Raw genomic sequence first — 14853 nt, 5'->3', positions numbered from 1 at the left:
AGACGTACCGTCATGCTCACTCTCGAGAACCTCGACATCACAGATGAGTCAGCGTACGCGGCGAACGGCGCCTACCCGCACGCCGAGTTCGACCTGCTGCGCCGTGAGGAGCCGGTGTTCTGGTACCGGCGCCCCGGCTTCGAGCCGTTCTGGGTGCTGACCCGGCACGAGGACATCGCCTACGTCTCGCGCAACCCGAAGCTCTTCTCCAGCGCCCAGCGCGTCACCCTCGACACCCCCGAAGCCGTGGAGATGTTCGAGGCCCAGCTGGAGGCGCGGGCCGCGATGTTCGGGCACGCCCCGGACATGCCGCCGGCCCTCTCCTACATGGACGCGCCGCACCACCGCCACCTGCGCCAGGTCATGGCGCCCTGCTTCACGCCCAAGGCGATCAACGAGCTGGAGGAGCGGTTCCACGAGCTCGCCGCCGAGTACGCGCAGGCGTTCACCCGCCTGCTCGACGAGAACGGCACCGTGGACGTGGCCAAGAGCCTGTCCGCGCGGCTGCCCGTCGCGGCGATCTGCGAACTGGTCGGGGCGCCCCTGAAGGACTGGGACGACATCTTCGAGTGGACCGAGGGCACCACGGGGGCCGCCGACCCGGACAACCAGCGGGACGGCGAGGACGCCGAGGCCACCTTCAACCGCAACATGGGCGCCCTCAACGGCTATGTCGCGGGCCTGGTCCAGCAGCGCATGGCCGAGATCGACGGCACCGGCACGGACGTGCTCAGCCGTCTGGCCCGGGCGCGGATCGACGGCGAGCCGCTGTCCTTCCACGAGATCCTCTACACCATCTTCAACCTGCTGGTCGCGGGCATCGGCACCACCCGCAACGCGACGACCGGCGGCATCCAGGCCCTCCTGGAGAACCCGGACCAGGTGCGGAAGCTCATCGAGGACCCGTCGCTGATCGGCGGCGCGGTCGAGGAGATCCTGCGCTGGACCTCGATCGCGGTGAACTTCGTGCGGACCGCCACCCAGGACACCGAGATCGGCGGCCGGCTCATCCGCAAGGGCGAGACCGTCGCGATGTGGTACCCGGCGGCCAACCGCGACGAGGCGGTCTTCGAGGACCCGCACCGCTTCGACGTCACCCGGGACGCCACCGCCCAGATCGCGTTCGGCGGACACGGCGAACACGTATGCCTCGGCCACCACCTGGCCCGGCTGGAGCTGCGGGCCATCCTGCGCGCCGTCCTGCCACTGCTCCCGGAGCTGGAACTCGTGCGCAAGCCCGAGTTCGCCGTGCTCCACCTCCAGGCCGCGGAAATCAAGCGGCTTGTCGTACGACGCAAGGAACGGTGAAACACCCAATGTCCGAGAATTCAGCACCGCAGCCGCGGCCGGTACCGGTTTCCCTCCGGGAATTCGCGGCCGGGGACGAGTCCGACCTCAATGTGGTCGCCCCGTGGGTGGGGCCCGCGGTCGACGCGGAAACCGGCCGGCTGAAGGAGCCGCTACGCAAGCGGCACCTGATCGCCACGTCCGTCGGCTGGCCGAAACCCGGACACGAGCCCGCCGCAATCGCCCTGAACGAGGCCATTCTCGCCGAGCTGTACGTCCGCCCCGGCCTGCTGGCCGTGACGCTCGCGATATCCGAGAAGAACTTCAACAGCACGCGGAGCCTCAGCATCTGGGAAGACGAAGAGGCGCTGAAGGGATTCCTGAAATCGGGTCCGCACATGGCGGCGGCGCGCCAGGTGAGGGAGCTCATGTACGACTGGGAAGGCGCGAACTGGGTTTCCGAGGAAACCCTGGAACTGCCGACCTTCGACGATGCGAAAGCAAAACTCGACGACGTCCGGGCGCCCGGCCCGAGCGCATTCGAGTCGTACGACGGGGACCGTTCCGCCTGAGATCACCGAGGACCGCTCGAGAGTCGCTCGAGCCCCACACGAGAACGACAAGAGAAGGAGCAACCGCATGACCCTTACCGCCGAGGCGCCGGCGCAGCAGCTCACCACTCATTTCCTGCACCATTTCGACCTCGCCTACGGCATGGTGCTCGAGCTCGCCGAGGACTTCGACAACGAGACCGCGCGCCTGGCGCCGGCCCCGCACAAGCCCCTGGTCTGGTTTCTCGGACACCTCATCTGCGCCACCGACTACTTCTCCACGCTGCACCAGGGCACCGAGTCCCTGGTCACCGAGGAGTTCTCCCGGCACTACGCGGGCAACGACAACAACGACTGGTCCTGGGGGCCTTCGCTGGCGGAGATGATCGAGCTCTACCAGCAGGTGCACGCGCGGATGCGGGCCTTCGTGGCCGGGCTGCGCCCCGAGGACCTCGACAGCGAGTCCCCGCTCGAGCCGTTCGGCGACGACCGGCTGAAGAACCTCGGCAAGGCGCTGTCCATCATCCAGATGCACGACGCCTACCACTGCGGACAGATCGGCTGCCTGCGCGTCGCGCTCGGCAAGTCGGTGCCGTTCTAGCCACATCTCCTCCGGCTGGCCGGAAAGCTCCGGTATCCCGGATCCGTGCGGATTCGGGATACCGGAGCCACTGCTACCGTGGCACACGGTTCGCCCGTACCGCGGTTCCAGGAAGAGGGGTTTTCATGCCTTCGCACATTGCGTTCTTCAATTTTCCGGCCATCGGCCACGTGAATCCGACGCTCGGCGTCGTCGAAGAACTGGTCAAGCGGGGGCATCGGGTCACCTGCACGGTGACCGACCACTTCGCGCCCTCCATAGAAGCGATTGGCGCCGAGGCCGTCCGCTATGACTCCGTATTCGGTGAATTCTACCGCTCCCCCTACACGGAGGAGGCGAATGCGGGCGAGGGAATGCGCTGTCTCGACGACTCGACCGGTCTCGTCGAGCAGGTCGGCCCCTTCTACGAGAAGAACCGCCCCGACGTCATCGTCCACGACTTCATGTCGTGGGGTGCGCGTTTCTACGGTGCCAAGCACGACATCCCGCTCGTCCGGCTCTACCCCACCTACGGTGCCAATGAGCACTTCTCCATCCAGGAGAAGTTCCCGCTGGCCACATACGCCGACCCGCAGGTCATGGAAATGTTCGGCAAGCTCGCCGGTCTGCTCCCGGAATTCAACCTGCCGGCCGACCCCATGGCCTTCTTCCAGAACATCGAGAAGCTCGGCATCATCTTCCTGCCGCGCGACTTCCACTACGACGGCGAGACCTTCGACGACCGCTTCGTCTTCGCCGGCCCCTGCCTCGGCGACCGCTCCTTCCAGGGCGCGTGGGAGCCCGCCTCCGGGGACCGCCCGGTCCTGCTGATCTCGCTGGGCACCGCGGCCACCGGCTGGGCCGAGTTCTTCCGCACGGCCGTCGCGGCGTTCGGCGACACCGAGTGGGACGTCGTCATGGCCGTCGGCGACCACATGGACGCCGCCGACCTCGGCCCGCTGCCCGCCAACTTCGATGTGCGCCGCCACGTGCCGCAGCTCGAAGTCCTGCGCCACGCCAAGCTGTTCGTCACGCACGGCGGCATGAACAGCGTCATGGAGTCCCTGTACAACGGCGTGCCCATGGTCGTGATCCCCCAGATGAACGAGCAGAAGGCCAACGCCCTGCGCGTCGACGAGCTGGGCCTGGGCCGCCACCTCACCAAGGAAGGCACCACCGTCGACACCCTCCGCGAGGCCGTCGCCGCCGTGGCCGCCGACACCGAGGCGACCGCCCGCGTGGCGAGCCTGGGCAAGGTCATGCGCCAGGTCGACGGCCCCGCGGTGGCCGCTGACGCCATCGAAAAGTTCCTCACCCAGCACGCGGGCTGACCCTCCCGGGCCAACGCGCCCCAAGCTCCCGGCCGTCCGTACGGCCGGGGGCTGTCGCGTGCCGCGATCCTTCGCGAAGGGCGCGCTCAAGCGTTCCGGATCACGAAACCGGCCCTGCCCCCTACCCTGTCGGTGTCGAGCTGCAAGGAGAGGGGCAAGGCCCATGTCCACCGATGCTTCGCCGGAGCGTCGGTGCGGCAGGCCGGGACCGTCGCCGACCGCAAGGCGGCACAGGCATCCCTGGCACAGGTGTACTTCCTCGCCCAGTTCTTCTGCGCCTACCAGCCCGACGCGCCCCTCGTGTGGCGGGTCGCCGAGCGCGGCATGATGGCCGCGCAGGACTCCGAGGACCCGCACCGGGTTGGCCGCGTGGCTGACCACGCAGGCGCACCGTGAGAGCGCGCACCTGGACGCCGCGGACGCCGTCAATCTGGAGACCCTCCGCTACCTGGAGCCGCTCCTGCCCGATGCCGGAGCGGACGTGCGCGCTGTGACCGGCGCGCTCACGGTCGAGGCCGGACTGACGGCTGCCCGACGCGGGGAAACGGGTACGGCATGGCGGTACTGGGACGAGGCCCGGGCACTGGCCGAGGGCCTGCCCGCGGGGTACTTCCACCCCGTGACCTCGTTCTCGCGCGCGGTCATCGGGGCGCACGCCGTCACGGTGGCTGTGGCACTGCACGCCGGCGGGGAGTCGGCGCGCCAGGCAGCCCGCGCAGAGGCCGGAGCGATTCCGTCCCGGCCGCGACGGGCCCGGCACCGGATTGAGCAGGCCCGCGCCTATCACCTGGACGCGCAGCCCGACGTGGCACTGGCCACGCTGGCACAGGCCCACGAGGCGGCACCGGAGACCGTCCAGTACAACGGGTACGCCAAGCGGATCATGCTGGAGGAGGCCGAGGCGAAGAGCCCGGCCCGGCGCCGCAGGGCGTCCGAACTCGCTGCCCGGCTCGGCCTGCTGACGGCCTAGTCAAGCGGGCACAATCTGTGCCGCTGTAGCCCAGCGCCCGCCCCTACCGTCGTCCTGACCACCTGCTGACGCCGGTAGGGAGTGCCCCCGTGACCAGCCGCACCATGCCCCGCTGTACCCGAGAGGTGTTGAGCATCGACACCCCGGACACCGAATGCGAGGGCATCCACGCCGTCGCCGAGCCCAGTCCCGAGCTCCTCGACCGCGCGCTGGTCGGATGGGAGCGGTTACTCGGTTCCCAGGGGCCGTGCGATGGCTGAGGTGTACGAGTACCTGCCGCACCCCCTGCTCCGCACACGCGTCCGCGACATCACCTCCGGTGCGGAGGGCGTGCTCATGGCCGTCATCAACGAGACCGTCTTGGCAACCGGCATCGAGCACTGGGTTGAGCTGGCCTACATCCGCGGGGCGAACGGCCGCGAGATCACGACCGCCGTCGGCGACATCGAGGCGGGGGGCCCTTGAGCCGGGCGGGCCGTGGGGTCGGGCCGTCCGAATCGGCCCGGCCTGTCCACCCGGAACGGGCCGGTCGGTGAGTCCGGGGCCGGGCTGTACGGAGCCTCCAGTGGGCTTCGAGACCCTCTCACGAGGGTGGGGGCGGACGACTCAGCCCTCGGCCCCCTCTGGAAGGCATCGTGAAACGACTGTTGCAGACCGCGGCGGCGGTGATCCTCACCGCTGGACTCCTGGTTCCCACGGCGGCCGCCGAGGAAGCCTCCTCCCTGACCCAGCGACCGGCGGCGCGGTTCGCCCAGCCGGGCTCCCTCTCCTCGCCGTTCGGCAAGGGCAGCTTCCGGTTCGGTGTCTCGAGCTCCGCGACGCAGATCGAGGACCAGAACACCAACACCGACTGGTACAAGTGGACCCAGCCCGTCGCCGAAGGCGGCATGGGCAAGAGCCCCGCCGTCGGTGAGGGCGTCGACGGGTACACGCTGGCCATCGAGGACATCGACCTCATCGCCGCCCTGAAGGTCGACTCGTACCGCTTCGGCATCGAGTGGGCGCGCATCGAGCCCCGCCGCGGCCAGATCGACGAGCAGGCCATCGCCCACTACAACAAGGTGATCGACGCCCTCGTCGCCCGCGGCATCCGCCCGGTCGTCACCATCCACCACTTCGCCAACCCGGTGTGGGTGGACAACCCGCAGGACGTCACCTGCGCCAACGGGCCCTCGGACACCAACCTCTGCGGCCTCGACCACCCCCAGGGCGGTCCGCTCGTCGTCAAGGCCATGGCCGACTACTCCCGGCTGCTCGCCCAGCGGTTCGGCGACCGCGTCCGCGACTGGGTGACCCTCAACGAGCCCGGCGTGTACATGATGTTCTCGCACGCCTTCGGCGCGGGCCCGCCCGGCAAGGCCGACCTGCCCACCAACTTCGACACGAAGTTCGCACCCGCCGTGCGCACCTACATCGACGCCCACGCCGCCATGTACAAGGCGATCAAGAAGGTGGACCCGGGCGCCAGCGTCGGACTGACCGCCAGCGTCAAGCAGTACGAGGCCGTCCGCGACGGCAAGATCAGCACCGAGCCGCGCGACATCGCCGCCCGGGACCGGTTCCGCCGCTTCTTCGAGCTGAACTTCCTCGACTCGCTGCGCTACGGCACCTTCGACGCCAACTACGACGGCACGCCCGATGAGCAGCACCCCGAGTGGAAGAACACCCTCGACTGGCTCGGCATCCAGCTCTACGACCGCACCGGCGTCACCGACCCGACCACCCCCGGGCCGACGACCCTGCCCGTCATCAACGTCGACGTGTGCGGCGCACCGCCCTGCTTCCCGCTCAAGGACCCGACGTACTTCATCCCCGACATGGGATACGAGTCGGACCCGCAGGGCCTCTACCCCGTCCTCAAGGACTTCAGCAGCCGCTACAAGGGCCTGCCCCTGCTGGTCTCCGAGTCCGGCATGGCCACCGCCTCGGGCAAGCGCCGCGCCGAGTTCATCGTCCGCGCCCTGGAGCAGATCCAGCGGGCCCGCGCCGAAGGTGTCGACGTCCGCGGCTACTACCACTGGAGCCTGATGGACAACTTCGAGTGGCTCGGCGGCTACAAGCCGCGCTTCGGCCTCTACGCCGTCGACCGCACCACCATGAAGCGCACCCCCACCGAAGCGGTGGGCGTCTACGCCCAGGTCGCCGGGTCCCGCACCCTGAGCCCGGCCCTGCGCGCCCAGTACGGCGGCAGCGGACCGCTCACCCCGGAGCCGGGCAACGCACCCGCCGCTCCCGCGGGCACCGCCGACCCTGCCGTCACCGGCCGCCGGGACTGACCCCCACGGCCGGGCGCGGTCGCGCGCCCGGCCCTCCCGTCTTCTGCCGAGGCCTCGGTTCAACGATCTCCAAGGATGCCCAGATGAGCAACGCCCAGGTGAACAGCGGCACCGCTGCCGCACCCGTGCCCGTCGCCGCGGACATGGCCGCCCGGCTCCGGGAGACGATCGCCGGACTCCTCGAGATCGGCGCCGAGTCGGTGGACGAGAACCGTTCCCTGCGGGACCTGGGAATGACCTCCGTCTCTATCGTGGCGATGCTTGAGGACATCTCCGCGTGGCTCGGCCGCCCCGTGCCCGCCTGGGTCGCCTGGCAGTACCCCACCGTGGCCGCCCTCGCCGGGCACCTCGCGGGCAACGAACGGCCCGCGGCGCCCGGCGCCGGGTCCGCCCGCACCCGCAGCCGCGCCCACGCGCAGGAACCCATCGCCGTCGTCGGCCTCGGCTGCCGGCTGCCCGGCGGGATCGAGACCCCCCACGCGCTGTGGCAGAGCCTCCTCGACGGCGTCGACGCCGTGCGCGAGGTCCCCCGCGAACGCTGGAACGCCGGCGAGTGGCTCGACCCGGACCCCCGCGCCCCCGGCAAGATGACCACCCGCTGGGGCGGCTTCCTCGACGACGTCGCCGGCTTCGACGCCGAGCTGTTCCGCATCTCGCCCGCCGAAGCCCGCCAGATGGACCCGCAGCAGCGCATGGCCCTCGAGACCGCCTGGGCTGCCGTGGAGGACGCCCGGATCGTTCCCGGCGACCTCGCGGGCACTCGTACCGGCGTGTTCATGGGCACGATGGCGCAGGAGTACCACCTGGCCACCGGCGCCGACCCGCAGGACATCGATACGCACTCCGCCACCGGCTGGGACAACTCGATCATTCCCGCCCGCATCGCCTACACCCTCGGCCTGCACGGCCCCGCCCTCGCCGTCGCCACCGCCTGCAGCTCCTCGCTGACCGCCACCCACCTCGCCGTGCAGAGCCTGCGCTCAGGCGAGTCCGACCTCGCGCTCGCGGGCGGCGTCAACATCATGCTCAGCCCGAACACCACCGTCGCCATGACCAAGTTCGGCGGCATGAACCCCGACGGCCAGTGCCGCGCCTTCGACGCCGGCGCGGGCGGCTACGTACGCGGAGAGGGCTGTGGCGTCGTCGTCCTGCGCCGGCTGTCCGACGCGCTGGCCGAGGGCGACCGCATCTACGCCGTCATCCGCGGCAGCGCCGTCAACAACGACGGCGCCTCCAACGGTCTCACCGCCCCCAGCCCCCGCGCCCAGGCCGAGGTCCTGCGCGCCGCCTGGCAGGACGCCGCCGTCGCCCCCCGGCACGTCTCCTACGTCGAGGCCCACGGCACCGGAACCCTCCTCGGCGACCCCATCGAGGCCGAGGCCCTGGGTACAGTCTTCGCGGAAGGCCGCGAGGAACCCCTGCGCATCGGCTCGGCCAAGACCAACTTCGGCCACCTGGAACCCGCCGCGGGCGTCGTCGGCCTGATGAAGACCGCCCTGGCCCTGCACCACGGCGAACTCCCCGCCAGCCTCCACTTCGAGACCCCCAACCCGCACATCGACTTCGAGGCCAACCGTCTCGAGGTCGTCGCCGAGCGCCGCCCCTGGCCGCACGGCGGCCGCCGGTACGCGGGCGTCAGCGGCTTCGGCTTCGGCGGCACCAACGCCCACGTCGCCCTCGAGGAGGCCCCCTACCGGCGGCGCCTGCTCGTTCCGCTGGCCGCCGACACCGACGAGGAGCTGCGCGAGGCCGCCGGGGCCCTGGCCGCCCGCGCCCGCGGCGGCCACGGCTGGTACGCCCCCGAACTCCTCGCCCGCGCCACCGGAGCCCAGCGCGTCGTCGCCGCCGTAACCCACCCCGACGAGCTCGCGGACGCCCTGCGCGAGGGCCTCGCCACCCGCACCCCGCGCACCGCGGGCACCCGCCCCTCGCTGGCCTTCTTCTTCTCCGGCCACGGCTCCCAGTGGCTCGGCATGGGCCGCGACCTGCTCGCCGAACCCGCCTTCCGGACCGCACTCGACGCCTGCGACACCGCGATCGCCGAGGTCACCGGCTGGTCCGTCACCGAGGAACTGCTCGCTGGACCCGACACCTCCCGGCTGGACCGCACCGACGTCGTCCAGCCCGTCCTGTTCGCCGTCCAGGTCTCCCTCGCCCGCACCCTGGAGGCCTGGGGCCTGGAGCCGTGCACCGTCTTCGGCCAGAGCATCGGAGAGGTCGCCGCCGCCGTCGTGGCCGGCGCCCTGCCGCTGACCGAAGGCGCCCGCCTCATCGGCACCTGGTCGCAGCTCATCGCCGAACGCGCCGCCGGCCAGGGCACCCTCCTGCTCTGCGAACTCCCGCTGGAGCGCGCCCGCGAGCTCGTCGCCCGCCACCCCGGCCGGATCTCCCTGGCCGGACACCTCGCCCCTGGCCAGAGCGCCCTGTCCGGGCCGCTGGACGCCGTGGCCGCCGTGGAACGCGAGCTCGCCGACGCCGCGGTGCGCTGCCAGCGCGTCAACATCGACTACGCCTCCCACAGCGAGCAGCTCACCGCCCTCGCCCCCGAACTCGAACGCCGCCTGGGCTCCCTGCGCACCCGGCCGGCCGCCATCCCCTTCTGGTCGACCGTCACCAACGGCTTCACCGACGGCACCGCCCTCGACGCCGCGTACTGGGCCCGCAACATGTGCGCGCCCATGCTGATCGCCGAGGCCGTCACCGCGCTCGCCGACGAACGCGGCCTGGCCATCGTCGAGATCGCCCCGCACCCCGTCGCCCGGCACTCCCTCAAGCGCACCCTGACCGCACTTGCCGAAGCGGGCACCGGCAGCGCCGCCGGGCACACCGCCCCCGTCCCGGGCCCCTCCTCGGTCCTGGGCACCGGCCGCCGCGACCGCCCCGCCCGCCGCTCCCTCGAGGACGTCGCCGTCCGCCTGTGGTGCGAGGGCTACGACGTCGACTGGGGCGCCGTCACCGGCCGGCCCCAGCGCCCCGCCCCCACCGCGCCCGTCGCCGTGACCGTCTCCGGCAAGAGCGCCGCCGCCCTCGCCGCAAACGCCGCCGCCCTCGCGGAGCACCTGGCCGGCGCCTCCACGGCCTCCCTGCTCGACACCGCGTACACCGCCGCCGGACGCCGCTCGCACCTGGAACACCGGGCCGTGGCCGTCGCCGCCACCGCCGACGAGGCCGCGGAGGCCCTGCGCGCCCTGGCCCAGGGAGCACCACACCGGGCACTGACCGAAGGCACCGCCCGCCAGGGCGACCTGGCGGTGCTCTTCACCGGGCAGGGCAGCCAGCGCCTGGCCATGGGACGCGCGCTGTACGGCGCCCTCCCCGTCTTCCGGCAGGCCTTCGACGAGGTGTGCGCGGAACTCGACCGCCACCTGCGGATCCCGCTCGTCGCCGTCCTGTTCGCCGACCCCGACGGCGCCGACGGAGCGCTCGTCCACGAGACCGAGTTCACCCAGCCCGCCCTGTTCGCCGTCGAGGTCGCCCTGTTCCGGCAGTGGCAGGCCTGGGGCGTGGAACCGCGCGTACTGGCCGGCCACTCGGTCGGCGAGCTCGCGGCCGCCCACGCGGCCGGGGTGCTCGGCCTGACCGACGCGGCCCGCCTGGTGGCCGCCCGCGGCCGCCTCATGCAGGCCTGCGAGCCGGGCGGGGCCATGGCCTCCGTCGAGGCGTCCGAAGCCGAGGTGCTGGCCGTCCTCGCGGACGTGGACGGCCGGATCGCGGTCGCCGGCCTCAACGGGCCGGCGCAGACCGTCGTCAGCGGCGACACCGCGGCCGTCACCGCCGTCATCGGCCGGTTCGCCGACCGGGGACGCCGAACGCGCAGGCTGGAGGTCTCCCACGCCTTCCACAGCCCGCACATGGACGCGATGCTCGACGCCTACCGGGACGTGGCCCGGGAGTGCGCGTTCGACGCGCCGCGGATCCCGCTCGTCTCCACCGTCACCGGCGCCTGGACGGACACGGACCTCGCACCGGGCGAGGGCATGCGCTCCGCGGAGTACTGGGTCCGCCAGGTCCGCGAACCCGTCCGCTTCCTCGACGCCATGGCCACCCTGGAGCGGGCCGGCATCGCCCGCTACCTCGAATGCGGCCCCGCCGCCGTACTGTCCGCGACGGGCGCAGGCTGCCTCGAACGCGAGGTCCCCTTCATCGCCTCCCAGCGGGCCGACGAGAGCGACGAGGCCCGCACCCTCGTCCAGGCCCTCGGCGCGCTCCACGTCAGCGGCCAGGACATCGACTGGTGCAAGGTGTTCACCGGCACCTCCGCCACGGTCACCGACCTGCCCACGTACGCCTTCCAGCGCGAACGCCACTGGATCGACGCCCCCGACCGGGTCCCCGGCGGCCGCTCCGCCGCCGACGACGCCCTGTGGCAGGCCGTCGGAAGCGGCGCGGCCGACCGCGTCGCCGAACTCCTCGGCATCGACGACAGCGTCACCGACGCCGCCGCCGTCGCCGCCCTGCTGCCCCACCTCGCCGCCTGGCGCGAACGCCAGGACCACGCCGACACCGTCGCCGACTGGCTGTACGAGCAGACCTGGGAGCCCGCGCGAGCACTCCCCGCCTCCGCCGCCGCAGGCCACTGGCTGCTCGTCGCCCCCGACGCGGCGCGGGAGCTGGCCGCCGCCGTCGCCGAGGCGCTCACCGCCACCGGCGCCACCGTCCACCGCCTCCCGGCCCACGACGACCGCACCGACTACGGGGCCCCGCTGGCCGCGCTCACCGCGGAACTCGGTGACCGGCAGCTCACCGGCGTACTCGCCCTCACCCCCGCCGACACCACCGCCCACCCCGCCCACCCGGCCACCACCACGGGCGCAGCCCAGAGCCTGGCCCTCGTCCAGGCCCTCGGCGACGCCGCCGTCCGCGCCCCGCTGTGGCTCGTCACCCAGGGCGCCGTCCACGCCGCCCCCGCCGACCCGGCCGCCCGGCCCGAACAGGCCCTCGCCTGGGGCCTGGGCCATGTCATCGCCCTGGAACACGGCACCCGCTGGGGCGGCCTCGTCGACCTCCCGGCCGACCCCGCGCAGGCCCTGGCCGAGGCCCCGCGTCTCGCCGCAACTGTTAACGGCGTTAACGGCGTTAACGCCCCGGGCACCGGCTCGGCCGGCACCGAGGAGCACCTGGCCCTGCGCCCCACCGGCGTGTACGTCCGCAGGCTGCGCCGGGCCACCGCGCCGGCCGCCACCCCCTGGACCCCCCGCGGCACCGTCCTGATCACCGGCGGCAGCGGGGCCCTGGCCGGCCACCTCGCGCAGCGGCTCGCCGAGCGCGGCGCCGAACACCTTGTCCTCGTCTCCCGGCGGGGCCCCGCGGCCGAGGGGGCCGCCGAGCTCACCGCCCGCCTCGAAGCCGTCGGCGCCCGCGTCACCTTCGCCGCCTGCGACCTCACCGACCGCGGCCAGACCCAGCGACTCTTGGACGGCCTCAACGGCGAACAGCCGCCCCTGCGCGCCGTGTTCCACACCGCGGGCATCCTCGACGACCGCCTCCTGGACCGCCTCGACACCGAGGCCCTGGCCGCCGCCGCGGCACCCAAGCTCGGCGCGGCCCGCCTGCTGGCCGAGCTCACCCGCGACCACGCGCTCGACGCGTTCGTCCTCTACTCCTCCGTCGTCGGCGTCCTCGGCAACCTCGGCCAGGCCAACTACGCCATGGCCAATGCCGCCCTCGACGCCTTCGCCGAAACCCTGCGCGCCGACGGCGTCCCCGCCCTCAGCCTCGCCTGGGGCCCCTGGGCCGACGGCGGCATGACGCACGGCGCCGCCGAAGCCCAGCTGCGCGCCGCCGGACTCGCCCCCATGGCCGTGGCCCGCGCCCTGACGGCCCTGGACTCGGCCCTCGCCTCGGGCCGCTCCCTCGTCGTCGCCGACATCGACTGGCAGAAGGCCGCCGCCGGCTACGGCGAAGCCCGCCCGCGCCGCTTTCTCGACGAGATCGCGGAAGCCCGTACCGCACCGGCCGCCGCCACCGCTGCCGCCGACGCCGCCGCCGCTGATACGAACCCCTTCCTGAGCAGCGTCCTGGCCCTGCCCGAGGCGGACCGCGCGGCCCACGTCACGGCCGTGCTCGCCGCCGAGGCCGCCGCCGTGCTCGGCATCAGGAACCCGGAATCCCTGGACCCGGAACGCGGGTTCAAGGACCTCGGGTTCGGCTCGATGATGTCCATCGACTTCGCCGCCGGCGTCCAGAAGCGCACCGGCGTCACCACACCCAAGACGCTGGCCTTCGACTGCCCGAACCTCAGCACGGCCACCGAATGGCTGCTCGCCAAAGTCGCCCCCGCGGCCCACGCCGCCGTCCCGGCCGGCCCCCAGGCCGCCCCCCGCTCCGGCCGCGGCGACGAGCCGCTCGCCATCGTCGGAGTAGGCCTGCGCATGCCCGGCGGAGCCCACGACCTCGACAGCCTCTGGACCGTCCTCGCCGAAGGCCGCGACACGGTCACCACCGTGCCCGCGGACCGCTTCGACATCGAGGCCTTCTACGACGCCGACCCGGACGCGGAGGGCCGTACGTACGCCCGCCGCGCCTCCTTCCTCGACGACGTCGCCCACTTCGACGCCGCCTTCTTCGGCATCAGCCCGCGCGAGGCCGAGCCGATGGACCCCCAGCACCGCCTGCTCCTCGAAGCGGCCTGGACCTCCCTCGAGGACGCCGGGATCCGGCCCCGCGAGCTGCGGGACTCCCGTACGGGCGTGTTCGTCGGCGCGGGCGTCGGCGAGTACGGCAAGTACCGGCAGAGCGGGGCCCCCGACACCTACACGCTGACCGGCACCCTGCCCAGCTTCAACGCGGGCCGCCTCTCCTACCACCTCGGCCTCCAGGGCCCGGCGCTGTCCGTGGACACCGCCTGCTCCTCCTCCCTGGTCGCCCTGCACCTGGCCTGCGAGGCGCTGCGCAGCGACGAGTGCGAACTCGCCCTGGCCGGCGGCGTGCAGGTGCTCGCCGACCCGGGCGCCTTCATCGCGCTCAGCCGCTCGCACGCCCTGTCCCCGGACGGCCGCAGCAAGACCTTCTCCGCCGAAGCGGACGGCTACGGCCGCGGCGAGGGCGTCGGCGTGCTCGCCCTCATGCGGCTCTCAGACGCGCAGGCGCAGAACCGTACGGTCCTCGGCGTCATCCGGGCGACCGCCATCAACCACGACGGCGCCAGCAGCGGCATCACCGCCCCCAACGGCACCTCCCAGCAGAAGGTCATCCGCGCCGCCCTCGCCTCGGCCGGCCTCGCGCCCGCCGACGTCGACTACGTCGAATGCCACGGCACCGGCACCTCGCTGGGCGACCCGATCGAGGTGCAGGCGCTGGCCGCGGTCTACGGCGAAGGCCGCACGCAGGGGCGCGAGCTGGGGCTCGGCACCGCCAAGAGCGTCATCGGGCACCTGGAGTCGGCGGCCGGTGTCGCGGGCGTCTGCAAGATGCTCGCCTCCTTCCGGCAGGACGCCCTCCCGGCGACCCTCAACAGCTCCCCCCGCAACCCGAACATCGCCTGGGACGAACTCCCGGTCCGGGTCGTCGACTCGCACACGCCGTGGGAGCGGGACCCGTCGCGGCCGCGCCGCGCGGGCGTCTCGTCCTTCGGCCTGAGTGGTACGAACGCCCACGTGGTGCTGGAGGAGCCCCCGGCCGCCGCGCCGACCGCCCCGGAAACCGAGGCGACCGCGTCCTTCCACCCGGTGGTGGTGTCGGGGCGTGACGAGGCCGCGCTGCGGGAGCAGGCGGGCCGTTGGGCGGACTGGGCCGAGGAACGTCCCCGGGTTCCGGTGACCGATGTGGCGGTGACGGCTGCCCGGCACCGTTCGCACTTCGAGTCGCGGGCGAGTGTGGTCGCGGCTGATTCCGCCGGTCTGGTGGAGGCGCTGCGGTC

8 protein-coding genes and 1 pseudogene are annotated in these 14853 nt (G+C 72.7%); all 9 read left to right on the top strand.

Annotation, left to right across the window (positions count from 1 at the left end; genetic code table 11):
* The first annotated feature begins 12 nt into the window (after nt 1–12).
* Nucleotides 13–1308, top strand: a complete 1296-nt coding sequence (locus ABTY04_RS36410) for a cytochrome P450 (RefSeq protein WP_352217724.1) — start codon at nt 13–15, stop codon at nt 1306–1308.
* A 92-nt stretch (nt 1309–1400) separates the two neighbouring features.
* Nucleotides 1401–1859 carry an antibiotic biosynthesis monooxygenase gene (locus ABTY04_RS36405; protein ID WP_352217723.1) on the top strand — a complete coding sequence of 153 codons (459 nt, stop codon included), beginning with the start codon at nt 1401–1403 and terminating at the stop codon, nt 1857–1859.
* Nucleotides 1860–1926: 67 nt separating this feature from the next.
* Nucleotides 1927–2439 carry a DinB family protein gene (locus ABTY04_RS36400; RefSeq protein ID WP_352217722.1) on the top strand — a complete coding sequence of 171 codons (513 nt, stop codon included), beginning with the start codon at nt 1927–1929 and terminating at the stop codon, nt 2437–2439.
* 125 nt (nt 2440–2564) lie between these two features.
* Nucleotides 2565–3749, top strand: coding sequence for a macrolide family glycosyltransferase (locus ABTY04_RS36395; protein ID WP_352217721.1), 1185 nt, complete (start codon nt 2565–2567; stop codon nt 3747–3749).
* A 180-nt stretch (nt 3750–3929) separates the two neighbouring features.
* Nucleotides 3930–4719, top strand: a pseudogene (locus ABTY04_RS36390) (XRE family transcriptional regulator); the annotation flags it as partial.
* An 89-nt stretch (nt 4720–4808) separates the two neighbouring features.
* Nucleotides 4809–4979: a hypothetical protein gene (locus tag ABTY04_RS36385; protein WP_352217720.1), complete on the top strand. Its 171-nt coding sequence runs from the start codon at nt 4809–4811 to the stop codon at nt 4977–4979.
* Nucleotides 4972–5184 (top strand): hypothetical protein, encoded by a 213-nt coding sequence (locus tag ABTY04_RS36380; RefSeq protein ID WP_352217719.1) that lies wholly within the window; start codon nt 4972–4974, stop codon nt 5182–5184. The genes ABTY04_RS36385 and ABTY04_RS36380 overlap by 8 nt, the downstream gene beginning before the upstream one ends.
* Nucleotides 5185–5354: 170 nt before the next feature.
* A complete protein-coding gene (locus ABTY04_RS36375; RefSeq protein WP_352217718.1) occupies nt 5355–6995 on the top strand; it encodes a glycoside hydrolase family 1 protein in 1641 nt (546 codons plus the stop codon).
* 83 nt (nt 6996–7078) lie between these two features.
* Nucleotides 7079–14853: SDR family NAD(P)-dependent oxidoreductase (locus ABTY04_RS36370; RefSeq protein WP_352217717.1), on the top strand; the 7775-nt coding region annotated here is incomplete at its 3' end.

Source organism: Streptomyces sp. NPDC097981, assembly GCF_040302565.1.
Taxonomy (GTDB): domain Bacteria; phylum Actinomycetota; class Actinomycetes; order Streptomycetales; family Streptomycetaceae; genus Streptomyces.
Note: the sequence above shows the minus strand (reverse complement) of the source record. Positions and strands in the feature narration are given on the sequence as shown.

Excerpts from the sequence above, each read along its gene's own strand:
- ABTY04_RS36400 (WP_352217722.1), top strand. The coding sequence starts at position 1,927 with ATGACCCTTACCGCCGAGGCGCCGGCGCAGCAGCTCACCACTCATTTC.
- ABTY04_RS36395 (WP_352217721.1), top strand. The coding sequence starts at position 2,565 with ATGCCTTCGCACATTGCGTTCTTCAATTTTCCGGCCATCGGCCACGTG.
- ABTY04_RS36380 (WP_352217719.1), top strand. The coding sequence starts at position 4,972 with ATGGCTGAGGTGTACGAGTACCTGCCGCACCCCCTGCTCCGCACACGC.
- ABTY04_RS36410 (WP_352217724.1), top strand. The coding sequence starts at position 13 with ATGCTCACTCTCGAGAACCTCGACATCACAGATGAGTCAGCGTACGCG.